The organism is Streptomyces sp. NPDC029139, assembly GCF_055564335.1.
Map to the genome: position 1 here is coordinate 865,679 of NZ_JBVHWN010000001.1, position 22,039 is coordinate 887,717.

The following is a 22,039-nucleotide window of genomic DNA, read 5'->3' on the forward strand; positions in this document are numbered from 1 at the left end:
CGGCTCGGACACGCCGGTACGGCGCACACGGCTCGCTGACTTTGCAGACATGCCCGTCGAACCGCGTGGAGAGCCCGCGGCCGCGGCCGACGCGGCCGCGCCTGATCCCACGCCTGATCCCACGGCCACTCCGTCGTCCGGCTCCTCGCCCGCGGGGTGGTCTCCGCCACCTTCACCTTCCCCCGAAGCGCGCGGCGCCGCCCCGTCGCCCTGGTCCCCCGGTGCGCCTGGCCCGGGTGCGCCCGGCGAGGCGGGTATGCGGGGCGCGGCGGGTGTGCCGGTCGAGGCGGGTGTGCCGCTGGACCCGGAGGCGGAGGCCCGGCGGCGCGAGTTCGCGGCGGTCCTGGAGCTCTTCCGTACGACGGCGGTGGTCGTGCCTCGCCGGGACGGGGGCTGGCTGACCGTCGACCTGGGCGGGGTGCGGTGGATCCTCGCGTTCTCCGACGAGTCGGCGCTGGCCCGGTACGCCCTCGCGCGGGGCGAGGGCGGCGTGGAGTGGGAGTACGAGACGGTGCTCGGGGCGCGGCTGCTCGACGTGGCCGTGCCGGGCGCGGGTGTGCCCTGCGGGGTGGCCCTGGACGCGGCGGACGGCCCGGAGCACGCGGTGCTGTTTCCGCCGGTGGTCGGAGTCGTACCGGACGCGGCGGCAGTGGACAGAAACGTCACGGGAGCGGACGAGTGGGGGACGGCACGATGAGTGGCGGTGGGGGAGAGTCCGGAAAGGACCTGGCCACGGCCGGGCTGAACGAGGTCGCGAACGGCCTGACGCTGGCCCTTGGCGAGCTGAAGGAGCTCGGCATGGACAGCATGGCGGCGGAAGGGCGTGGCTTCGGCGAGATCGCGCTCTCCGGCCTGGAGCTGGGCCACGAAGGGCTGACGGGGACGTTCTCGTCGTTCTGCGAGCGCTGGGAGTGGGGTGTGCGCTCGCTGATCAACGAGGGCAACATGTTCGCCGTGGCGACGGGCCTGTCGGCCGGCAAGTACCACGAGACCGAGCAGTACCTCGAGGGCACGTTCAAGATCGTGACCAATGCGGCCATCGGCAATCCGTACGCGTCCGAGGACGAGGTCACGAAGCAGGGCTGGGGCGACATCGCCACCTCCGGGTACCTCGGCGGCGTGGACTACAGCAAGGAGTCCTTCGACGAGGCACGCGCCAACTCGGCGCAGGGCTGGAAGGACGCCGGGCGCGATCTGGCCACCTCCCGGACGATCGGTCTGCCCGGCCTGAACCCGCAGAACGCGGCCTCGATGGCCGGCGTCACCGACGCGCAGTACGAGGCGGCGCTCGACGACATGTTCGGGCCCTCCGCGGAGGAGCGGGCTGCCGCCGCCCAGCAACAACAGCAGCAACAGCAGGGCGTGCCGCCCCAGCAGCAGAGGGGTGACCAGGGCTGATGGGCGGCCTGCTCGACGACATCGGCAACGGCCTCAGCGACCTGGGCAAGGGCATCGAGGACGGCATCAACGACGGCCTCGGCGCCATCGAGGACGGAATCGACTCCGGCAAGAAGGCGCTGGGCGAGACCGTCGACTGGGCGACCGACAAGGCCGGCGATCGCCTCGATTCGTACGGTCTGCACGGGGCCGCCGACGCGGTCACGGACTGGGGCGACGGCGTCGCGTCGGATCTGGGCGCGACCCCTGGCGAGAAGCAGCTCGGCCAGACCGAGGAGGCGAACGAGCTCGTCCACGGCAACCCCACGAAGATCCTCGAGAGCGCGGCGCACCTGAAGGACTTCCGGGCGGCTTTCGAGCAGGTCGGCCAGGGCATGAGGAAGGTCGACTCCACGCGATGGAAGGGCGAGGCGGGCAACGCCTTCCGCGAGAAGTTCGGCGTGCATCCCACGAAGTGGCTGCACGCGGCGGACGCGTGCGAGGAGGCCGCCGCCGGGCTGGAGGCGTACGCGCACACCGTGAAGTGGGCGCAGAGCGCGGCGTCCGAAGCCATCGACATGTACCGCCGGGGCAAGCGCGCCTCGGAGGAGGTCAAGGCGGCTGTCGCCGCCTCCAAGGACCCGGACGCCGCCAAGAGCCCCGAGGCCGTCAGGGCGCAGGAGGCGGCGAAGGCGCTCGTCGAGGAGGCCAAGGCGCTGCTCGGCGACGCCCGCCGGCAGCGGAACACCGCCGCCACCGACGCCCAGTCCCGGGTGGAGAAGGCGCTGGCCCACGCCCCGGCCGAGCCTCCGCCGCTCGACCGCCTCGGCGACAACCTCGTCGACGGATACATGGCGTACAACACGGAGCTGACCCATGTGGTGGGCGGCGTCCTCAAGGGAACGGCGGGCCTGGTCAACTTCGCCCGTGGCCTGAACCCGACCGACCCGTACAACCTGACGCACCCGGCCGCCTACATGCAGAACGTCTCGATGACGCTCTCCGGCCTGGTCTCCACGGTCGCCCAGCCCGAGCGTGCCGTATCGGCCGCGGTCGAGAGCTTCAAGAAGGACCCGTCCGAGTTCGTCGGCCGCCTCTTCCCGGAGCTCATCGGCACGAAGGGTACGGGTTTCGCCGCCGGCGGCCTGCGGGTCGCGGCCAGGGAGGGCCTGGAGGCGGCGGCGACGAACCCGGTGACGCGGAACGGCCTGAAGTACGGCGACAACGCCACGCCGCCGCCGACGGGGCTGCCGAACGGGACGACTCCTCAGTGGCCGCCGGCCGGGGCCGCCGACAACGCGGTCTCCCAGCTCCCCCCGGGCTGGACGATCGACAACGCTCCCACCCCCTCCCACCCCCCGACGGGCGTCGCCGACAACGCGGCCTCGCCGTGGAATCCGGCGGGGTACGGCGACAACGCGGCCTCGCCGTGGAATCCGGCGGGGTACGGGGACAACGCGTCCCCCTCGAACCCGGCGGGCATCGCCGACAACGCGGCCCCGCCGAAGGACTGGGACGGTCTGGCCCAGTCCACGGACAACGTGGGCGAGGGGGCCGTCCACTCGGATTCGGTGGACGGCAAGACGGCTCAGGATTTCCTGGACGATCAGTATCCGGGGATTCAGGGGGTCAACGACGGGCCGGGCGGACACGCGGACAACGGTTTCCAGTACGAGCCCCACGTTTCGGCGGACGAATTCGACGGACTCAGCGTCGAGCAGAAACACCAGCTTGCAGCTGACGAGCTCGGGGCCGGCGCGGTCAGGTTCCCCAACGACAGCGCGGCCATCTCCTACGGCAGAGATTACTGGAACGACTACGCCGAAAATCTTCCGGAACCTACAAAGAATGCGCTCCTCGACTATTCCTCCGAGAAGGGGTATGCGGATCCCCGTTACGCCACTTACAAGGAGATGAACGGGTACCTCCGGGGAGATACCTCGTTGGGCACCCCGGACGTTCTCCGTAACATCGAGGAGGTCGACAAGGCTCTCGCCGGACGGCCGATGCCGGAGGATGTCACGGTGGCACGAGGCCAGGGGGTGAGCCACCTCGGTGTCGACTCACCGGAGCAACTGATCGGTAGGACGCTGAACGAGCCGGGCTACATGTCCACCTCACTCGGCAGCGCGGCCTTCAGCGACAAGCCCGGCATCCTGCATCTCCGGGTCCCTGAGGGAACCGATGCACTGTGGCTGGAGAAAGTCAGTCACTACGGAACGAGCGAACGGGAAGTTCTCCTCGGACGGGGCATGAACTACAAGGTGACGCGGGCCTTCGAGGATGACCGTGGGCAATGGCACATTTACGGGGAAGTCCTGCCTCAGAATTAAGGAAAGACACCACCAATGAACGCCGAGAAGGAATCCCCTCGCTTCGTGAAGCGGAGGACCAGTGCACACTCCGAAGATTACGGATCCCTCACCGTGGCAGGGCCTCCGGAATACGCAGACCGGACCCGCGAACCCGTGCAGTACGTCTCCATGGCCGATGCCAGTGGCACGGTGATCGGCTATCTGTGGATCAGCGACCGCGATGGCGCCGCAGGCTGGGTCCCCCGAAGGGCCGTCTCCGGTGGAGGCGGGGTGTGGACCGACCGGCTCCGGGACGCCAAGGCGCGAGGGCTCACGCCTTTGGCAGCACTGACGGAGATGATCCAGGACTCGCCCGCCTCCCGTAGCCACGTGGTGCCGGGCTCTCTCGCCGAGGCCCCCAACTCGGACGCGATCCGCGACCTCGCCGGGCACCCTCCCAAGGAGCTTCCGTGGCACGCGGCCACCGGGGTGCTGCTCGGCCTCGCGCTCGGTGATGCCATGGGCTACCCCACCGAGTTCCTCACCATGGAACAGATCACGGCCACGTTCGGCCCCTGGCACACGATGGAGATGCCGCTCTCCGCAGGCGATGTCGTGCGGGTGACGGACGACACCCAGATGACTCTGGCCGTCGGGGAAGCCCTGGCGGAAATCACCACAAGCCCACGTGAGGCAGGAGGGGCCTGGGGCGCAGCGCAAGCCATCACGCCCGCGCAGGTCGAAGGGGCCCTGCGAAGGCACTTTGTGACCTGGTTGCGCTCCCCGGACAACAACCGGGCCCCCGGCCAGACCTGCCTGGACGCCTGCGCCGGACTCGAACGCGGAGTCCGTTGGCAGGACGCAACGGTCATCAGGTCCAAGGGTTGCGGTGCCAACATGCGCGTTGCTCCGGTCGCCCTCGTACCTGGCCTCTCGGCCGAGCAGCGGTCTGGCATCTCCCAGATGCAGGCGGCACTGACCCACGGACACCCGACCGCACTCGCCGCCAGCGACCTGACGGCCCAGGCGGTGTGGCTCATCGCCCAGGGTTGCGGACTCGACGAACTTCTCCCGCAACTGCGTCTCTACGCCCTCCAATCCCGGCGGAAGTACCACGCCGACTGGCTCGGAGACCTGGCGCAGAAGGCAGGAGCACCGGACCCGGTGTCGTACATCGCGTTCGGTTGGGACGAATGCCTGCGTGCCCTCGACAGGGTGACCGACGCCCTGCGCGAGCCGGACATCGAGCAGGACCCCTGCGAGGTCGTCGGAGCCGGCTGGATCGCCGAGGAAGCGCTCGCAGCGGCTCTGTACTGCTTCCTCGTCGTCGATGGCTACGCCCGTCCGGCGATCCAGCGAGGAGCGCACTCCTCCGGAGACTCCGACTCCATCGCGGCCCTCGCCGGCGCCTTCGCCGGGGCGAAGCATGGTCCCCAGTACTGGCTGCCCGAGTGGACCGAGGTACTGGAGTACCACGACCGCATCCGTACCCTGAGCCGGTCCTGGGACTGAGTACCGAGGTGAAACGCAGGGAGACAGAGGCGCGCCCGGCCCCGGCCGGGGCGCCGCACCCCACCCGGCAGGCGACCGCCTGGCTCGGCGCGACCTACGGCGGGCTCGTCGAGCTCGCCGTGACGCACGCCGTGCACGAGACCGACACGGCCTGGCTGCTGGCCTGCCGGGCCCTCCCCCAGCCCGGCTACCCGCGCTCGCCGATGCTCGCGGCTTCGCTCGTCGTGCCCAAGGACGGCAGCCCCCCATTCCACCCCGCCCCCAGCGCCCCGCTGGCGGACCTGGAGCCGGCTCCGTCACGTGAGACCGCCGCCCGCACCCGGAACCAGGCGCGCCGCATCAACGCCCGCGGCTGCGTCGCCGCCGTGCACTCCGCGCTCGACGGGCACCGGTCGGTCGCCCTGCCCTGGCGCCCCGCCCACGAGGCCCCCGGCTGGTGGGGCCGGCTGAACCGTCGGTACTTCCCCGGCTTCACGCACGTGGCGGCGGACGACTGGAACGACGTGATCAGGGCCATCCAGGCTCCGGGCCCGGACACCCGCGGGCTTGTGTGGGTACGCCGTGAGGCCGGCGGCCAGGAGGTGAGCGGGAACCTGCTCTACGCCCACAACAACAAGGGCCAGGTCGTCCTCCTGGACGGCCTCACGGGTTCCCTGGCCGTCCTGGACACCTCGCACCTCCGCGAGCTGGTCCTGCTGCGGGCCCTTCCGACGACGGCTTAGGCCCACGCGGGCGGGGACAGGACCGCTATGTCGCCACCGAGTCCCACCACCAGCCGCCCGTCGGACGACATGGCCGCGGCCGTCACCTCCGCGGGGAAGACGAGATCCGAGCCCAGCTGACGATGGGCGGCCATGTCCCACACCCGTACCGTCCGGTCGTCCCCGACGGTGACCACGAGGGGACGGCCGTCGACCACGGCCGCGGCGAGGGCCCACACCGGGCCTGTGTGGCTGGTGAGTGGCGGGCGCCCCGTCACTTCCGTGCGCGCGGCCACGTCCCACACCTGAACCTGCCCGTCCCAGCTGCCGGTGACGGCGAGCAAGCGACCTTCCACCACGACGGTGGTCAGCGACACCCGCTGCTCGTTGCCCCCTGTCGGGGGTGCGACCTGACCGCGATGCCTGCGCTCGGCGAGGCCCCATGCGCTGACGGTGCTGTCGTCGTGCAGAGTGACGGCCTCGGGGCTGCCGTGGATGAGGGCCGTCGCCACCGCCACCACGGCGCCCTGGCGGCCCACAAACGGGTCGCTCTGGAGCTCGCCGACCACCTCGCCCGTGGCCGGGTCCCACAGCAGCAGTCGCGGAACGGCCTGCCTGCCGACGAGGACAAGGGTCCGACCGTTCACCAGTCCCGCCGCCAACGCCCATGCCCCACCGGGAAGACCCGCCAGGGGACGGCCGTCGGCCAGGTCCCACGACTGCACCAGCACGGACGGGTCGGCGATGACGGCAACGGGGCGGTCGTCCACCGTCTCCGTCACAGCAGCCCACACCGAGCCACGGGCGGGCAAGGGCGCACCGATGCGCTCACCGGTCGCCAGGTCCGACACCAGTACGGCTTCATCGTCGGCTCCGGTGACGGCGACCGCGCGTCCGCCGACCACCGCTGTCGCGGCCGACAGCATCCAGTCGGCATGGCCGGGCGCCGCCCCGATGAACCCGGGGAGGCTGCCGGTGGCCCAGACCACCTGCCACCCCGCCCCGGGGCCCGCCGCAGGCGCTATTGATCTCTGCACGAGCGACGGAGGCTCAGCCCTCGGAGGCGTACGAGACGAAGCCCGCCCAGACGCCGGGGGCGAAGGCGAGGCGGGGGCCTTCGGTGACCTTGGAGTCGCGGACGTGGATCGTGCCGGGGGTGGTGGCGACCTCGACGCAATCAGTGCCTTCACTGTTGCTGCTGTAGCTGCTCTTGAACCACTCCAGCTCGGGCTTGCGGATCATGTCTCTCCCAGCAGTCGTGCGATGAAGGCCCGTGACTCCCCGGGGGTGAGAGCCTGTGCCCGGATGATGCCATGGCGCAGCTCCAAGATCCGGAGCCTTTTGAGGTCCGAGACCGGACGACCGTTGAAGACACCGTCGGAGCGCCCCACCGCCGTTCCGTCCCCGAATTTCAGCAGCTCAATCAGTCCACCCGTCCCGGGGTGGTCGGCACGCTCGGTCGGCATCACCTGAAGCTCGACGTTGGGCAACTCACTCACCTCCAGCAGACGTTCGAGCTGCCGACGCAGCACCATTCTCCCTCCGGTGGGGCGCCGCAGCGTCACCTCTTCCTGGACGAAGCTGAACTCGGGACCCGGGTCCTTCTCCAGGACCGATCGGCGCGCCACTCGCGCTGCCACCAGCCGCTCCAGCTCTGCCGGCCCGTACGCCGGACGCCGCGTCCGGAGCAGCGCCCAGGTGAACTCCTCCGTCTGCAACAGGCCGTGGATGCTGTAGTTGAAGTACATGGAGAACTCGACGGCTCGTGCCTCCAGCTTCGCCAGATCCCGCACCTCCTTGGGGTACCGGACCTCCAGGACATCCTTCTTCATCGCGGCGATGAGTCCGCCCGCGCCGAGCGCACCGTCCACCTTGTCCAGGAACTCCGGTCGCGGAATCCGCGCCCCCCGCTCGATCTTGCGGATCATGTCCTCGCCGTACCCGACCCGCTCCCCGAACTCCGCCGCCCGCAGGCCCTTCGCCTCTCGCCACAGCTTGATCTGGCGGCCCACCGTCGCGACGACCGCTGCTCCCGACTCGTCCTCGGGGTCGACCTCCCAGCCCGGCTCTTCCGTCCCCGCGCCGTCCACACCGTCCACGCCCATGCGCGCCCACCTCCTCAGCCGCCCCTACCCGGAGGCTCTGCCGGGACAGCCGGGACAAGACCGGACAGTCTCGGGACAGTCACCGTACGTAAGGGCATGTTCGCTGGGCAGCGTACGCAGAGCTCGCCACTCTGAGTGACATGAAGCAAGAACAAACCCAACTCTTGGCGTCTGTACGCCAGTTCGGAATCCAGCTCTCCGCTACGCGGCGGGGCGCCCGCCTCGCCCGGCTTCTGACCGTCGAGCAGGCGCGTTCCTGGGAGCTGACCGCCACCGTGTCGGAGGCGGCGGCCCAGGTCGTCGCCGAGCTGGCGGCGAACGCCGTGACCCATGGGCGCGTGCCGGGCAGGGACTTCCGTCTGGCGCTCCTCGCGACGGACACCGCGCTGCGTATCGAGGTCACGGACACACGGGGTGACCGGCTCCCCGTCGTCGACCGGGCGACGGACGCGGAGTCGGGGCGTGGCCTCGTGATCGTCGAGGCGCTCGCGGACCGGTGGGGTGTCACCTCGGGGCCCGTCCCGCGCAAGACGGTATGGGCCGAGATCGGAACCGCATCGCGGCAGTCCGCGATCCGGCGGCCCACGACGGAAAAGACATAAGTACCAGGGCAAGTACCCTCCCCACCCCTCCAGCCTCCCCACCGCTCACCCGTCACTCACACGGGTGATCTGTGCCAACTGGGCTGGATTTGGGGCCGGTTGCCTGGCATATGCTCACCGCCACAACCCCAGACATGCGACGGCCCTCGGCCGGGACTAGCGATCCCGGTCGAGGGCCTGACCACCGAGGAAGAGATAGCTTCCCGATGGCTTCACTGCACCTTAGCGCGCCCTCGCGGGCCTCCGGGCTCATTCACGTCAACGTCCGGCACACGACCCGCTTCACGGTCGTCGGCAACCACCTCGCCCAGCACCGCGAGCTCTCGCTGCTCGCCATCGGGCTCTCCGTCCACCTCCAGTCGCTCCCCGCCGGGACGCCTGTCGGGATCAAGGCCCTGGCCGCGAAGTTCCCCGAGAGCGAGATGCGGATCGCGGGCGCCATGAGGGAGCTGGAGACCCACGGCTACCTGAGGCGGTTCAACGAACGGCTGCCCACCGGGCGCCTCGCCCCGCGCACGATCTCGTACAACCGGCCGGGGGCTGAACCCGATCCCGTACCGGAGACGCCCCCGGAGCGGCCGGAGCCCCCCGAGCCCCCGGACGTCCCGCCCCCGCCCCCTCCGCCGCCGGCCCGGCCGCCGCGACCGAAACCCGCGCCCCGCTCCGTGACGCCGGCTGCCCCACCGCCGCTCCCCCAGGCCCATCAGCCCGCCGCCGACCTGCTCGCCCGCCTCCGCCTCCACGAACCCCGGCTGCTCCTCGCCGAGCGAGACATCCAGCGGCTCGCCCCCGGTGTCGCCACGTGGCTGGAACGCGGCGCCGCCCCCGACGCCGTCGTACGCACCCTCGCCGCGAGCCTCCCCGACGATCTGGTGCACCCGGCCGGACTCATCGCCCACCGCCTCGCCGCCCTGCTTCCCCCGCCCCTCCCCGCGAAGCCACTGGCCCCCGACCCCCTCCAGAACTGCGACGCCTGCGACCGAGCCTTCAGATCACCCGAACCGGGCCGGTGTCGGGACTGCCGGCCCCCGGAAAGAAGGGCCGCTTAACAGCAGCTGATGACTCGGCGCGCCAGTGCACAGACGCCGGCAGAACTGCCGGCCCATACGGGAAAACCCGATGTCGAGGACGAGCCCCAAGGCGTCATGCGCCATCCCGACATCATGGTGATCTCCATGGCGGACATGGAAGGAGACGGTTCCTTCGAACCCCGCACCGGCACGGGCGCGGTGTTCTCCGACATCCACGCCACGCCCGACGGCCCGCGCTACGCCACCCGCAAGGACTTCGTGTACGGCGAGGACGTCACGATCGCCGACTGGACGATCTCGACCCACGATCTGCCCCGCTACGCGTAGCCGGCTCGGCTGCCGACTGAGACGCCCCCGACCGGGGCAGTCGCCCCACGTGCACACCAGTGACGAGATCTACCACCGGGTGCTGTGGGATCCCCGCCTCGATCCGGAGAGCTTCGTGATGGGGATCGCCGAGCGTGGGGCACCGCCGAAGCGGGTGGCGTTGGCCGACTTCGTACCGGGTGGGGAGATCCCCTGGCACCGGGTGCTGTTCTTCGAGGCAGACGGGGAGTTGGTCTGGGACCGGGCGACAGGGCTGGACCGGGTCGGGGAGATCGTGGCGGTGGAGGGCGAGGTCGTGCCACCCGGAGAGATCCTGGCCGTGGCCCCGACGAACCGTACGGCGGTGGCCTGGATCCCGCCGCGGCGGCTGTGGCCCGCCATCCAGCACATCCGCCGGGTGCACGACCGCCAGATCCACCGCTGGCCCCCGCACGTCAACGTCCTCTACGGCTTCGTACCCGAGTCCGACTTCGAGCGGGCCGCCCCACTGGTGGCGGCGGCCGCGCGGCGGACGCCGCCGTTCCGGGCGCGGCTCGCAGGCGTCCACTGGTTCGGCCACCGCGAGGACGCCACGGTCTGGCTCGACCCGTGCGCGGCCGGCGAGGCGCCCTGGGCCCGGCTGCGGGAGGGCCTGGAGGTGCGCTTCCCGCTCTGCGGCGGCGGGGCCAAGGGGTTCACCCCGCACCTCTCCCTCGGCCGCAGCCGGGACCCGCACCTGCTGGCCACGACCTCCGAGGCCCTGCTGGGCAGCACCGATGTCCGGGTCGCCGAGCTGGTGCTGCTGTCCCGGCGGGCGGACGAGCCGATGCGCGTACGGGCGACGGTGGCCCTCGGGACCGGCGAGGTGCGCCGGCCCGAGGACGTCACCGCCGAGTAGGCCCCTGACGTCTCGGGGCCATGACATACGTCGGGCCCCACGTTCCGTGCGCAGCGGAGCGTCTCACACCGTCGGCGCCGCCGCGCAGGTGGCCGGGTGCTCGACCGCCGAGTGCGCGTTCCCGCACAACCCCCGGCTGCCCCGAGCCGTCTAGCTAGGCGCGGACCTCGGCCCGACCAGGCCCGTCCGCCGCCTCAGGGGACTTCAGGGACCGTACGCACGCCGTACGCAGCACGGGGGACGCAGCAGTGGATCACATATCCGGGCGCGGGACAGGTGTGCCCGCTCGCCGTACCGTTCTCGCGACGGCCGCCGCCGTCGGAGCAGCCGCACTCGCCGGGTGCTCCGTGCCCTCTCCGCGGCGGGCCGGGCCCACCGCGGACCCCGCGCCGGGGATGCCGATCGCCAGTTCGCGCCGCGCGCAGCTGATGCAGTTCGCGGCGCACCCGGACGACGACCTGTACTTCATGAACCCGGACACCCAGCGGATGCTCGACGCCGGCGTCCCGCTCGTCTCGGTCTACGTGACCGCCGGCGAGCACACGGGCCGCAACCGCGTCGCCAGGATGCCGGAGACGCCTCCGGACCGGGCCGCCTACTCCTCCGCCCGCCATCAGGGCCTGCGCCAGGCGTACGCGACGCTCCTCGGGGTGGACATGTTCACCCCCTGGCAGAAGGGTGTCGTCACCCTCCAAGGCGGGCGCCATGCCGAGATCAACACGCTCGTGCACGCCGGCCGCCGGGTCGAGCTGATCTTCCTGAATCTGCCCATGCACACCTCACGGCGCTACATGGCCCTGCCCGCCCTGTGGCACGACCGCGCCCTCGAACTGCGGACGCATCTCTCCGCCGGCTCCCCCGTCGACCGCTCGGACGCCTACGACCACGAGCAGCTGGTCGACGTACTCGTGGGCCTCCTCGACCGCTACCGGCCGACCGTCGTCCAGACCCTCGACCCGGACCCGGACATCCAGCTCAGCGACGAGGCGACCCGCAAGCGGGACAGCGAGCAGCCCGGCTACTCCGACCACGGCGACCACACCGCCGTCGCCTGTTTCTCCTGGGAGGCGCTGATCCGCTGGGTCGCCGAGGCGCAGAAGGGCCCCGGGGCGATACCGGCCTTCGTCGCGACCGCCTTCCGCGGCTACTACAACCGCCACTGGCCGAAGAACCTCCCGCCCCAGGTCCTCGAGGAGAAGGCCGGGCACCTCGTCCCGTACGGCGGTGATCCGTCGTGGGAGTGCGGCAATCCCTCAGGCTGCGGTGACTACGGCGTCGGCGGGGACCGGCCCCTCACCAACAAGAAGGGCTGGGTGCGGGCCACCCACCACCGCTGGCCCGGGACCGGCCCGGCGGTGGTCGCCTGGCCCGACGGGCGGCTGGACGCCTACGGGGTGCTCGGGCTGCGTGCCGTCCGCTGGCGGGAGACGGAGAAGGGTGCGGGCGTGTGGGGCGAGCCGCAGGACCTCGGCGGCGGACCGCTCGCGCCGGCGCTGGGCTCGGCCACGCTTCCCGACGGGCGGGTCCTGCTCTTCGGGGTGCGGTTCGCCGCGCTCGGCGGCCACGGCGGCCCGAACAAGAGGGAGGTCGTCCTGCTGGAGCAGCGTTCCCCGGGCGGGCCGTTCCTCGCCTGGCGGGGGCTCGGCAACCCGGAGCGGGGCGACGACCGGGGACGCAGGATCGGCGTGCCGGTGGCGGTGGCCGCTCCCGACGGGCGGGTCCATCTCTTCGTACGCGACGCGGACAAGGGGGTGTCGACGCGGGTACGGACGACCGACGGCGACTGGAGCGCGTGGCGGGTCCTGGAGGGCGGCGTCGAGGTGCAGGACGGTCTGGACGCCGTGGTGGACGAGGCCGGCCGGGTCCATGTGCTGGCGGCGGGCCGGGAGTCCGTCGCGCACTGGATCGACGGCACGCTCGCCGATCCGCTGCCGCCGGCCGGTGATCCGGTCGCCGCCGTCCCGGCCGCCCGCGGCGTGACGGTGTACTACCGGAAGCCCGCCGACAAGGCGCTCGTGTCGAGCGCGACCGGCGGGAACGCGTCCTTCGACGGGTACGGCCCCGTGGCCGCCGCGGCGGACCCCGACGGAACGGTGCTGCTCGGCAGGGACCTGCGCGGCCGGGTCCAGCTGCGGCGGGGCGGCCGGCTCTGGACCCGTACGCAGGGAGTCGCTCCCGTGCAGGCGGCGGCGCTGCGTCTCGTGCCCGGCGGGCCGCTCGCCGTGGGTATGGGCGCGGACGCTCACCCGTGGGTATGGCGCCCGGCCGGCGCGCCCCGGCTGTAGGGAACCGAGAAACGACGAGGGCCCCCGGTCCGCCGCGAACGGCGGGCCGGGGGCCCTCTTATGACGCTCCGTCAGGAGCGGCACAGGTCAGACGATCGACAATTACTTGTTGATCTTGGTGACCTGGCCGGCGCCCACGGTCCGGCCACCCTCACGGATGGCGAACTTCAGGCCCTCCTCCATGGCGACGGGCTGGATCAGCTCGACGGTCATGGAGGTGTTGTCGCCCGGCATGACCATCTCGGTGCCCTCGGGGAGGGTCACGACGCCGGTCACGTCCGTGGTACGGAAGTAGAACTGCGGGCGGTAGTTGTTGAAGAAGGGGGTGTGACGGCCACCCTCGTCCTTCGACAGGATGTAGGCCTGGGCCTCGAACTCGGTGTGCGGCGTGACCGAACCGGGCTTGATGATGACCTGGCCGCGCTCGACATCCTCGCGCTTGATGCCACGGAGGAGCAGACCGACGTTCTCACCGGCCTGGCCCTCGTCGAGCAGCTTGCGGAACATCTCGATGCCGGTGACCGTGGTGGTGGTCTTCTCGGTCTTGATACCGACGATGTCGACGGTCTCGTTGACCTTGAGGACACCACGCTCGATACGACCGGTGACGACGGTGCCACGACCGGTGATCGTGAAGACGTCCTCGATCGGCATCAGGAACGGCTTGTCGACGTCACGCTCGGGCTGCGGGATCGCCTCGTCGACGGCGGCCATCAGGTTCAGGACCGACTGGCCCCACTCCTTGTCGCCCTCGAGCGCCTTGAGCGCCGAGACCTTGACGACCGGCAGGTCGTCGCCCGGGAACTCGTACTCGGAGAGGAGCTCACGGACCTCGAGCTCGACGAGCTCCAGGATCTCCTCGTCGTCCACCATGTCGGCCTTGTTCAGGGCGACGACGATGTACGGAACGCCGACCTGGCGGGCCAGGAGCACGTGCTCCTTGGTCTGCGGCATCGGGCCGTCGGTGGCGGCGACCACGAGGATGGCGCCGTCCATCTGCGCCGCACCCGTGATCATGTTCTTGATGTAGTCCGCGTGACCGGGGCAGTCGACGTGGGCGTAGTGACGCGACTCGGTCTGGTACTCGACGTGCGCGATGGAGATGGTGATACCGCGCTGGCGCTCCTCAGGAGCCTTGTCGATCTGGTCGAAGGCCGAGGCCTCGTTCAGGTCCGGGTACGCGTCGTGCAGCACCTTGGTAATGGCGGCCGTGAGGGTCGTCTTACCGTGGTCGATGTGACCGATGGTGCCGATGTTGACGTGCGGCTTAGTCCGCTCGAACTTCGCCTTCGCCACGGGGGTCCTCCTGGAGAGTGGTTCTGTACGCCTTGCTCATCGGCGCCAGGTGATCTTTGCTGGGATGCCAGTCGGCCGGGGCCCGTTCCTCGGGTTTCGGGGGCTGAGCCCCGGCGACTGGTGTCAAGCCTAAAGCGTGAACTTGGGAGAGTTACTCGCCCTTGGCCTTCGCGATGATCTCCTCGGCGACGTTCCGCGGAACCTCGGCGTAGGAGTCGAACTGCATCGAGTAGCTTGCGCGACCCGAGGTCTTGCTGCGGAGGTCTCCGACGTAGCCGAACATCTCCGAAAGGGGCACGAGGCCCTTCACGACGCGAGCGCCGCTGCGCTCCTCCATGGCCTGAATCTGACCACGGCGGGAGTTGATGTCGCCGATGACCTCACCCATGTAGTCCTCGGGCGTGACGACCTCAACGGCCATCATGGGCTCAAGGATGACGGGGGAAGCCTTGCGCGCGGCCTCCTTGAAGGCCTGCGAACCGGCGATCTTGAACGCGAGCTCGGACGAGTCGACCTCGTGGTAGGCACCGTCGAGAAGGATGACGCGGACGCCAGTCATCTCGTAGCCGGCCAGGATGCCGAACTGCATGGCCTCCTGCGCACCCGCGTCGACCGAAGGGATGTACTCCTTCGGGATGCGGCCACCGGTGACCTTGTTCACGAACTCGTACGAGGCGTCGCCGCCCTCGATGGGCTCGATCGCGATCTGCACCTTGGCGAACTGACCGGTACCACCGGTCTGCTTCTTGTGGGTGAAGTCCACGCGCTCGACGGCCTTGCGGATCGTCTCGCGGTACGCGACCTGCGGCTTGCCGACGTTCGCCTCGACCTTGAACTCGCGACGCATACGGTCGACGAGGATGTCGAGGTGAAGCTCGCCCATACCACCGATGATGGTCTGGCCGGTCTCCTCGTCGGAGTGAACCTGGAAGGAGGGGTCCTCCTCCGCGAGACGCTGGATGGCGACACCCAGCTTCTCCTGGTCACCCTTGGACTTGGGCTCGATGGCGACCTGAATGACCGGCGCCGGGAAGTCCATGGACTCCAGGATGACCGGGTTCTTCTCGTCGCACAGCGTCTCACCGGTGGTGGTCTGCTTCAGGCCCATGACGGCGACGATGTCGCCGGCGCCCACCGAGTCGATCTCCTCACGCTTGTTCGCGTGCATGCGGTAGATCTTGCCGATGCGCTCCTTCTTGCCCTTGACGGAGTTCAGCACCGAGGTGCCGGCCTCCAGGCGACCGGAGTAGATCCGGACGAAGGTGAGCTTGCCGAGGTGCGGGTCGCTCGCGATCTTGAAGGCGAGCGCCGACAGCGGCTCGTCCTCGGACGGCTTGCGCCTGACGACGACCTCGGCGTCCTTGACGTCGTGGCCCTCGATGGCCTCGACGTCCAGGGGCGAGGGGAGGTAGCGCACGACGGCGTCGAGCAGGGGCTGGACGCCCTTGTTCTTGAACGCGGTGCCACAGAAGACGGGGGTGATCGTCTTCTCGCCGCCACCCTTGCCGGAGGCGATGGTGATACGACGGATCGCGGCGTACAGCTGCTCCTCGGTGGGCTCCTGGCCCTCGAGGAAGAGCTCCATGATCTCTTCGTCGTTCTCGGCGACGGTCTCGACCAGCTTGCCGCGCCACTCTTCAGCAGCCTCGGTGTGCGTGGCCGGGATGTCGACGACGTCGTACATCTCGCCCTTGGTCGCCTCGGCGGACCAGACCAGAGCCTTCATGCGGACGAGGTCCACAACACCCTGGAAGTCCATCTCGGAACCGATGGGGAGCTGCATGACGATCGGGACGGCGCCGAGGCGGTCCACGATCATGTCGACGCAGCGGTGGAACTCGGCGCCGGTCCGGTCGAGCTTGTTGACGAAGCAGATACGCGGGACGCCGTAGCGGTCCGCCTGACGCCAAACGGTCTCGGACTGGGGCTCCACACCGGCCACACCGTCGAACACCGTCACGGCGCCGTCGAGGACGCGGAGCGAACGCTCCACCTCGACGGTGAAGTCGACGTGACCCGGGGTGTCGATGATGTTGATGGTGTGGTCGACGTCCTCGAGCGGCCAGTGGCAGGTCGTCGCGGCGGACGTGATCGTGATGCCGCGCTCCTGCTCCTGCTCCATCCAGTCCATCGTGGCGGCGCCGTCGTGGACCTCACCGATCTTGTACGAAACGCCGGTGTAGAACAGGATCCGCTCGGTGGTGGTCGTCTTACCCGCGTCGATGTGGGCCATGATGCCGATGTTGCGCACCTTGGCCAGGTCAAGCGAAGTGGTAGCCATAAGGCTTCAGTCTTCTCTCGGTCTCGATGTGGGGTGCGACTACCAGCGGTAGTGCGCGAAGGCCTTGTTGGACTCGGCCATCTTGTGCGTGTCCTCACGCTTCTTGACCGAAGCACCGAGGCCGTTGGAGGCGTCGAGGAGCTCGTTCATGAGGCGCTCGGTCATGGTCTTCTCGCGACGGGCGCGGGAGTAACCCACGAGCCAGCGGAGCGCGAGGGTGGAGGCGCGACCGGGCTTGACCTCGATCGGCACCTGGTAGGTGGCGCCACCGACACGGCGGGACTTGACCTCGAGGGACGGCTTCACGTTCTCGAGGGCGCGCTTCAGCGTGATGACCGGGTCGTTGCCGGTCTTCTCGCGGAGGCCTTCCATGGCGCCGTAGACGATGCGCTCGGCGGTGGAGCGCTTGCCGTCCAGCAGGATCTTGTTGATCAGCGAGGTGACAAGAGGAGAGCTGTAGACCGGGTCGATGATGACCGGGCGCTTCGGGGCGGGGCCCTTACGAGGCATTCTTACTTCTCCTTCTTGGCGCCGTAGCGGCTGCGAGCCTGCTTACGGTTCTTGACGCCCTGCGTGTCGAGGGAACCGCGGATGATCTTGTAACGAACACCCGGCAGGTCCTTCACACGGCCACCACGCACGAGCACGATGGAGTGCTCCTGCAGGTTGTGACCCTCACCCGGGATGTAGGCCGTGACCTCGATACCGGAGGTCAGACGCACACGCGCGACCTTACGGAGGGCCGAGTTCGGCTTCTTCGGGGTGGTCGTGAACACACGCGTGCAGACGCCACGACGCTGAGGGGAACCCTCGAGTGCGGGCGTCTTGTTCTTCTCGACCTTGTCCTGCCGGCCCTTCCGGACCAGCTGCTGGATCGTAGGCACTACTTCTCCGGTTTCTGTGTGCCGTCGTAAAACTAACCTGGAACGCAGCACCGACCCACGCGGTCGGGTGTGTCGAATACTGCGGACCTCCGCCGAGGGCGGAAAAGGCGCAGATTGCGGTGGCCGTTGACGAACTCGCCGTGCGGTTGAGGACACGCACACGAGCCCAGGCACACCCCAGGCACAAGGTCTGAGCGTACCTATCGCATGGACTCCGGTCAAAACAAATGCCTGCACGACGCCTTTACGACGCCTGCACGGGCCGGGGGACGGCCGGCCAAGGGGTCTTCGGGGCGGGGGCGGGGGGCTCCGGGCGAGGTTTTGGGGGGTCCGGAGGGGGTGGGTGGCCGGGGGTGCGGGTGCGGGTGGGGGGCGACCGGGGGCCCGGGGGTGAGGGTGATCCGGGCCCGGGGGGCCCGGGGGTGGGCGTCGACCGGGCGCCGGCTCCGGGGGGGGGCGGGGCCCGGCGAGGCCCCAGGGGGCCGGGGGTGGGGCCGGGCGAGGCCGCAGGGGGCCGGGATCCGGGGGCCGGACGCACCGAAGAGCCGGGTGACGTCACCTCGGCTCTCCCCCACGGCCGCTCCCGGCCCCCGTTCGGTCCCGTTACGGTCCCGCTCAGTCCCGCTCAGTCCCGCGCGGCGCGCCGGGTGGCGGGCCGCTCCCCGGCCTCTGCCTCCGCGTCGCCCGCGTCGTCCGCCTCCGGCTCCAGGAACTGGTTCACCACCTTGATGAAGACCCCGAGGCGTTCGTCGGGGACGCCGAGCCAGCGCGCGAAGTCCTCCATGGACGGCTGCCAGCCGCTCGGCGGCAGCAGGTCCTCCGCCAGCGGCAGCTCCTCCGGGGTCACCCGGCCGGACCGGATGAGCATGTCGCGGACGGACACCCCGAGGAGCGGGGCGATCCTGCGCATGGTCTCCAGGTCGGGCATGCTCTGCCGCTGCAGCAGCCGGGTCACGGCGGCCCGGTGGACGCCCGCCTCGTCCGCGATCCGCGACTTGCCGCCGCCGCGCGGGCTGTCGATGTCATAGCCGCGCGCTCTCATCAGGCCCTCGACCCAGCCTGCGAATTCATCCAGCCCACGAGTGGTCATGTACCGCTCCTCACTCTCCAGGCGCCTCACTCTAGCGTGCTTGCGCGCACGGAATTAGTCGCTTTCAGGTGCGCATTCGTGTCGAAACGGTAAAGGGATCTCCACATTGTTGTTGCGCGCCCGCACGCAACATGTCACGCTGGCTCGCCGCCGAACACATCGGCCTCCTGAGCCCCAGGGACCCCACAGGCCCCGCGGGACGCCCATTGGCCCCGGACCTGGAGAACACCTTGCCACCACTCGACTCGCCCGCCTGGCAGGCCGCCGCCGCATGCGCGGGCCTCTCCCCGGCCGTCGTCTTCGCCCGCCGCGCGAAGCAGGCGGCGCCGGCGCTGCGCGCCTGCACGACCTGTCCCGTCCGCCGCGAATGCGAGGAGGCGGTCGCACCGGCGGAGAGCTTCTTCGACGGCGTCTGCGCGGGCCGCCTGTGGCGCAACGGCCGCCCCGTACCGGCATCGCGTACGGGGACGGGCACCACGCCCCGTACGACACCACTGCCTGGGGCCGCCGCCTCCGTGCCTGCAGCAGCCGTGTCCGCGGGCCACATGTCTGCCGCCTCAGTGCCCGCCGCCCCCACGTCCGCCTCCGCGCCCGTGACCGCCGCCTCCTTGCCTGCAGCACCCGTGTCCGCGGGCCACATGTCCACAGCCCCCGTGTCCGCGGCCCACATGTCCGCCGCCCGCTCAGCCGCTGGGAGCGTCCGTGTCTGACCGCGCCACCGACCGCATCCTCACCGACATCGCCCTGTGGACCGCCTCGCTGGTCCGCCAGTTTCCCGAGCTCTCCGAGGAGCTGGCGCCCGGGCGCCGCTCCCCCGTCGGCACCGGGCCCGGGGCGCCCTCTCCGGCGCGGGACGAGCTCATCCGCGAGGAGCGCCGCGAGGCCCTCCTCCTCCAGCAGCGGCACGGCCTGGTGGTCCCGGGCCACGGCGCCGCCCCGATCCGGCTGCACATCTCCGACGCCATCCGCGACATCACCGACGGTGTGGTGGAGCTGGAGGAGGCGGTACGGGCGCGGCTCGGCCTGCCCCGGCCGGCGCGGGCGCAGGTGATCGAGCGGCTCCGGCGGATCGCCGCGCTGCTCGACGACATCGCCGCCTACCCGGACCTGGCCCGCCACGTGCGCGACGAGCTGCGCCGGATGGCGCGGCGCTGCGCCCGCACGCTCGGCGACACGGAGCAGGTCGTACGGGTGTCGGGGCGCTGCCCCTGGTGCGACTCGGTGTCGCTGCGGGCCTTCCCGGACCGGCGGGCCGTGCTCTGCGTGAACCCGGCCTGTACGTGTGCGGTGGAGGACTGCGGCTGCCAGGACGACCCGGCGTACCGCCACCTGTGGCCCGAGGCGGAGTGGCAGGAACTGGCCGACGCGGCGGGCTGCCGTACCCAGGAACTCGAAGCCGCGATGGAGGAGACCCCGTGCTGAAGTCCGTGTCGCTGTCCCTGCCCGCCCTGATCCCGGGCCCGCTCGCGGCCGAGGAGGCCGGCGTCGCTCCGGCGACCATCCGCAAGTGGGTCCAGCTGGGCCACCTGCGAGCGGCCGGCAAGGCGGGCCGCGCCCAACTCTTCCGCCTGGAGGACGTCTTCGCGGCGGAACGCGCGGCCCGCCGCCGCCCGGGCCTCTCCGCCTGATCCTCGTTCACCACCAGAACGCCCCCGTCCACATCCGGACGGGGGCGTTCTGTCGTACCGGCCCGCACGTCATGGCACGGGCGCCGGACACCAGCCGCGCCGGCCCCCGGCGCCGTGGGGCGGCACGGACGTGAGCGGCCGAGCGCCCGCGGGTACGGCGGACGGTAGGGCCCGGCCGGTACGGCCCGGCTCGGCCGGTCGCCCCCACCTAGTGCGGGAGCGGCAGCAGTCGCGCGACGACGGTGCGCCTCGCCGACCACCGTCGACGTGCGCTCGGAACCCCCGCCCGAACCCGCTTCCCGAATTAGTTGCGTGCGCGCACGCTCTCTGTCACAGTTGGTGCAGCGGCGGAGCTGTGCCCGCAACACGGGCCACAGGCTTCGCCGTTCGCCGTCCGGGAGCGCTCCGCGCCCCTTCCCCCTCGCCCGCGTCGAGCGCCCCGGGCGGCGCCCCGTCCCGTCATCCCTCTTCGAGGAGAACCGTCATGACCACTCCCCCGAGTGCTTTCCCAGACGTCGAGAAGCTGGTCGTCGACGTCCTCAAGGCCGACCCGGCCCTGGCCGGCGTCACGGTCGCCGTGCAGGCGCCGGCCGGCTTCGACGGCACGCAGAGCGCCGTCCTGGTGAACCGCCGCGGCGGCGCCTGGATCGGCGACCTGCACGTCGACAAGCCGCTGATCGAGTTCGAGGTGTACGGGCCGACCAAGAACGCGGCCCACGTCCTCGCCAACGCGGCCCGGCGCGCGCTGCTCGCCACCATCGGCAAGCAGATCGGCGTCAACCACGTGCACGACGTGGAGGAGATGGACGGGCCGCGCTGGATGCCCGACTACCTCTACCGCGGCGCCAACCGCTACCTCTGCGTGATCCAGCTCTCCCTGAGCGTCTTCTGAGCCGGTCCGGCTCCCTGACGGACGCTCACCCCATAGACCAGGCCTCGCCATCCGGCGGGGCCTTTGCCGTACCCGGGCCCCATGCCCGGGGCGGCGCCCTCACCCCATCCCAAGGAGAACCCCACCATGGCAGGAAACAACTCCGCCGAGATCCGCGTCGCAGGCGTCGGCAAGCTCTACGTGGCCAAGGTCGGCACCGCCGCCCCGGCCTTCGGCGCCGGCGAGTCCTCCGCCGACTGGACCGGCTGGACCGACCTCGGCTTCACCACCGGTGACGGCGTCACCTTCTCGAAGAAGGACAAGCTGGAGGCCATCGACTCGTGGCAGTCGGTCTCCCCGATCCACTACATCTACTCGGCCCGTGACCTCTCGCTGAAGTTCTCCATGCTCCAGTTCAACGAGGACACGCTGCCGTTCTTCATGGGTGGCGGCAAGGTCGAGGCGGAGCCGGCCGCGTCGACGGATACCTACAAGTACGAGATCGCCGAGCGTCCGTACGCCGACGCCCGGGCCCTCGGCCTGGAGTTCACCGACGTCAAGGCCGGTGGCACGACCGCGGTCACGTACCGCTTCATCATCCCGCGCGGTCAGGTCACCGCCTCCGACGACATCAAGCTGGCCCGCAAGGCGGCGTCCACGCTGGGCGTCACCTTCTCCGCCATGTCGAACGGCGACAGCAAGCCGCTGGCGACCTTCCTCATGAAGGACAGCCAGTACGCCGTCTGATCCCTCTCCACCCGGGGCGGGGGGGGACACGCCGCTCCCCCCCCCCCCCCCCCCCCCCCCCCCCCCCCCCCAAAAACACCACACCCCCCCCCCCCCCCTTGACATCCAAGCCCATCTCCCCCCACCACAAA

At 70.6% G+C, this 22,039-nt stretch carries 23 protein-coding genes; 15 read left to right on the forward strand and 8 right to left on the reverse strand.

What is annotated here, in order from left to right; genetic code table 11:
* Nucleotides 1-256: 256 nt before the first annotated feature.
* From ACZ4VW_RS03970 to ACZ4VW_RS03990, 5 genes are all read left to right on the forward strand, one after another.
* On the forward strand, nt 257-697 hold the full coding sequence (locus ACZ4VW_RS03970; RefSeq protein WP_467958057.1) for an SseB family protein: 441 nt from the start codon (nt 257-259) through the stop codon (nt 695-697).
* Nucleotides 694-1,398, forward strand: a complete 705-nt coding sequence (locus tag ACZ4VW_RS03975) for a hypothetical protein (RefSeq protein ID WP_467958060.1) — start codon at nt 694-696, stop codon at nt 1,396-1,398. The genes ACZ4VW_RS03970 and ACZ4VW_RS03975 overlap by 4 nt, the downstream gene beginning before the upstream one ends.
* The gene (locus ACZ4VW_RS03980) at nt 1,398-3,710 is read left to right on the forward strand and encodes a putative T7SS-secreted protein (RefSeq protein ID WP_467958062.1); all 2,313 of its coding nucleotides are present in this window, start codon (nt 1,398-1,400) and stop codon (nt 3,708-3,710) included. Before ACZ4VW_RS03975 ends, ACZ4VW_RS03980 begins: the two co-directional genes overlap by 1 nt.
* 393 nt (nt 3,711-4,103) lie before the next feature.
* A complete protein-coding gene (locus ACZ4VW_RS03985; RefSeq protein WP_467958177.1) occupies nt 4,104-5,183 on the forward strand; it encodes an ADP-ribosylglycohydrolase family protein in 1,080 nt (359 codons plus the stop codon).
* 8 nt (nt 5,184-5,191) lie between these two features.
* Complete coding sequence (locus ACZ4VW_RS03990) at nt 5,192-5,905, forward strand: toxin glutamine deamidase domain-containing protein (RefSeq protein WP_467958064.1); 714 nt, start codon at nt 5,192-5,194, stop codon at nt 5,903-5,905.
* Here ACZ4VW_RS03990 and ACZ4VW_RS03995 read toward each other — a convergent pair.
* Genes ACZ4VW_RS03995 through ACZ4VW_RS04005 form a run of 3 tightly spaced genes read right to left on the reverse strand, consistent with a single transcriptional unit; the run spans nt 5,902 to nt 7,989 of the window.
* The gene (locus tag ACZ4VW_RS03995; protein ID WP_467958066.1) at nt 5,902-6,921 is read right to left on the reverse strand and encodes a WD40 repeat domain-containing protein; all 1,020 of its coding nucleotides are present in this window, start codon (nt 6,919-6,921) and stop codon (nt 5,902-5,904) included. The genes ACZ4VW_RS03990 and ACZ4VW_RS03995 overlap by 4 nt on opposite strands.
* A gap of 13 nt (nt 6,922-6,934) precedes the next feature.
* Nucleotides 6,935-7,126 (reverse strand): DUF397 domain-containing protein, encoded by a 192-nt coding sequence (locus ACZ4VW_RS04000; RefSeq protein WP_467958068.1) that lies wholly within the window; start codon nt 7,124-7,126, stop codon nt 6,935-6,937.
* Complete coding sequence (locus ACZ4VW_RS04005; protein ID WP_467958070.1) at nt 7,123-7,989, reverse strand: helix-turn-helix domain-containing protein; 867 nt, start codon at nt 7,987-7,989, stop codon at nt 7,123-7,125. Before ACZ4VW_RS04005 ends, ACZ4VW_RS04000 begins: the two co-directional genes overlap by 4 nt.
* A 140-nt stretch (nt 7,990-8,129) precedes the next feature.
* Here ACZ4VW_RS04005 and ACZ4VW_RS04010 point away from each other — a divergent pair, with 140 nt between their 5' ends.
* From ACZ4VW_RS04010 to ACZ4VW_RS04030, 5 genes are all read left to right on the forward strand, one after another.
* On the forward strand, nt 8,130-8,591 hold the full coding sequence (locus ACZ4VW_RS04010) for an ATP-binding protein (RefSeq protein ID WP_467958072.1): 462 nt from the start codon (nt 8,130-8,132) through the stop codon (nt 8,589-8,591).
* Nucleotides 8,592-8,797: 206 nt separating this feature from the next.
* The gene (locus ACZ4VW_RS04015) at nt 8,798-9,640 is read left to right on the forward strand and encodes a helix-turn-helix domain-containing protein (RefSeq protein WP_467958075.1); all 843 of its coding nucleotides are present in this window, start codon (nt 8,798-8,800) and stop codon (nt 9,638-9,640) included.
* Nucleotides 9,641-9,736: 96 nt separating this feature from the next.
* Nucleotides 9,737-9,949, forward strand: coding sequence for a hypothetical protein (locus tag ACZ4VW_RS04020; protein ID WP_467958077.1), 213 nt, complete (start codon nt 9,737-9,739; stop codon nt 9,947-9,949).
* Between the two features lie 49 nt (nt 9,950-9,998).
* Nucleotides 9,999-10,826: an RNA repair domain-containing protein gene (locus ACZ4VW_RS04025; RefSeq protein ID WP_467958079.1), complete on the forward strand. Its 828-nt coding sequence runs from the start codon at nt 9,999-10,001 to the stop codon at nt 10,824-10,826.
* A 395-nt stretch (nt 10,827-11,221) separates the two neighbouring features.
* On the forward strand, nt 11,222-13,111 hold the full coding sequence (locus tag ACZ4VW_RS04030; RefSeq protein ID WP_467958081.1) for a PIG-L family deacetylase: 1,890 nt from the start codon (nt 11,222-11,224) through the stop codon (nt 13,109-13,111).
* A 102-nt stretch (nt 13,112-13,213) separates the two neighbouring features.
* Here the strand turns inward: ACZ4VW_RS04030 and tuf are convergent, their stop codons facing one another.
* From tuf to ACZ4VW_RS04055, 5 genes are all read right to left on the reverse strand, one after another.
* Nucleotides 13,214-14,407: an elongation factor Tu gene (tuf, locus tag ACZ4VW_RS04035; protein WP_215069822.1), complete on the reverse strand. Its 1,194-nt coding sequence runs from the start codon at nt 14,405-14,407 to the stop codon at nt 13,214-13,216.
* Nucleotides 14,408-14,558: 151 nt separating this feature from the next.
* Nucleotides 14,559-16,688 (reverse strand): elongation factor G, encoded by a 2,130-nt coding sequence (gene fusA, locus ACZ4VW_RS04040; RefSeq protein WP_467958084.1) that lies wholly within the window; start codon nt 16,686-16,688, stop codon nt 14,559-14,561.
* Nucleotides 16,689-16,727: 39 nt separating this feature from the next.
* A complete protein-coding gene (gene rpsG / locus ACZ4VW_RS04045; protein ID WP_003966970.1) occupies nt 16,728-17,198 on the reverse strand; it encodes a 30S ribosomal protein S7 in 471 nt (156 codons plus the stop codon).
* A 2-nt stretch (nt 17,199-17,200) separates the two neighbouring features.
* On the reverse strand, nt 17,201-17,572 hold the full coding sequence (rpsL, locus tag ACZ4VW_RS04050; protein WP_003948652.1) for a 30S ribosomal protein S12: 372 nt from the start codon (nt 17,570-17,572) through the stop codon (nt 17,201-17,203).
* 625 nt (nt 17,573-18,197) lie between these two features.
* Nucleotides 18,198-18,662 carry a helix-turn-helix domain-containing protein gene (locus tag ACZ4VW_RS04055; protein ID WP_467958086.1) on the reverse strand — a complete coding sequence of 155 codons (465 nt, stop codon included), beginning with the start codon at nt 18,660-18,662 and terminating at the stop codon, nt 18,198-18,200.
* A 131-nt stretch (nt 18,663-18,793) separates the two neighbouring features.
* Here ACZ4VW_RS04055 and ACZ4VW_RS04060 point away from each other — a divergent pair, with 131 nt between their 5' ends.
* The 5 genes from ACZ4VW_RS04060 to ACZ4VW_RS04080 all read left to right on the forward strand — a co-directional run bounded on the left by ACZ4VW_RS04060 (nt 18,794) and on the right by ACZ4VW_RS04080 (nt 21,908).
* The gene (locus ACZ4VW_RS04060) at nt 18,794-19,372 is read left to right on the forward strand and encodes a WhiB family transcriptional regulator (RefSeq protein WP_467958089.1); all 579 of its coding nucleotides are present in this window, start codon (nt 18,794-18,796) and stop codon (nt 19,370-19,372) included.
* On the forward strand, nt 19,365-20,084 hold the full coding sequence (locus tag ACZ4VW_RS04065) for a hypothetical protein (RefSeq protein ID WP_467958091.1): 720 nt from the start codon (nt 19,365-19,367) through the stop codon (nt 20,082-20,084). The genes ACZ4VW_RS04060 and ACZ4VW_RS04065 overlap by 8 nt, the downstream gene beginning before the upstream one ends.
* The gene (locus ACZ4VW_RS04070; protein ID WP_467958093.1) at nt 20,078-20,290 is read left to right on the forward strand and encodes a MerR family transcriptional regulator; all 213 of its coding nucleotides are present in this window, start codon (nt 20,078-20,080) and stop codon (nt 20,288-20,290) included. Before ACZ4VW_RS04065 ends, ACZ4VW_RS04070 begins: the two co-directional genes overlap by 7 nt.
* A 484-nt stretch (nt 20,291-20,774) precedes the next feature.
* The gene (locus tag ACZ4VW_RS04075) at nt 20,775-21,182 is read left to right on the forward strand and encodes a hypothetical protein (protein WP_467958095.1); all 408 of its coding nucleotides are present in this window, start codon (nt 20,775-20,777) and stop codon (nt 21,180-21,182) included.
* A gap of 126 nt (nt 21,183-21,308) precedes the next feature.
* Nucleotides 21,309-21,908, forward strand: a complete 600-nt coding sequence (locus ACZ4VW_RS04080) for a phage tail tube protein (RefSeq protein WP_467958097.1) — start codon at nt 21,309-21,311, stop codon at nt 21,906-21,908.
* Nucleotides 21,909-22,039 lie beyond the last annotated feature (131 nt).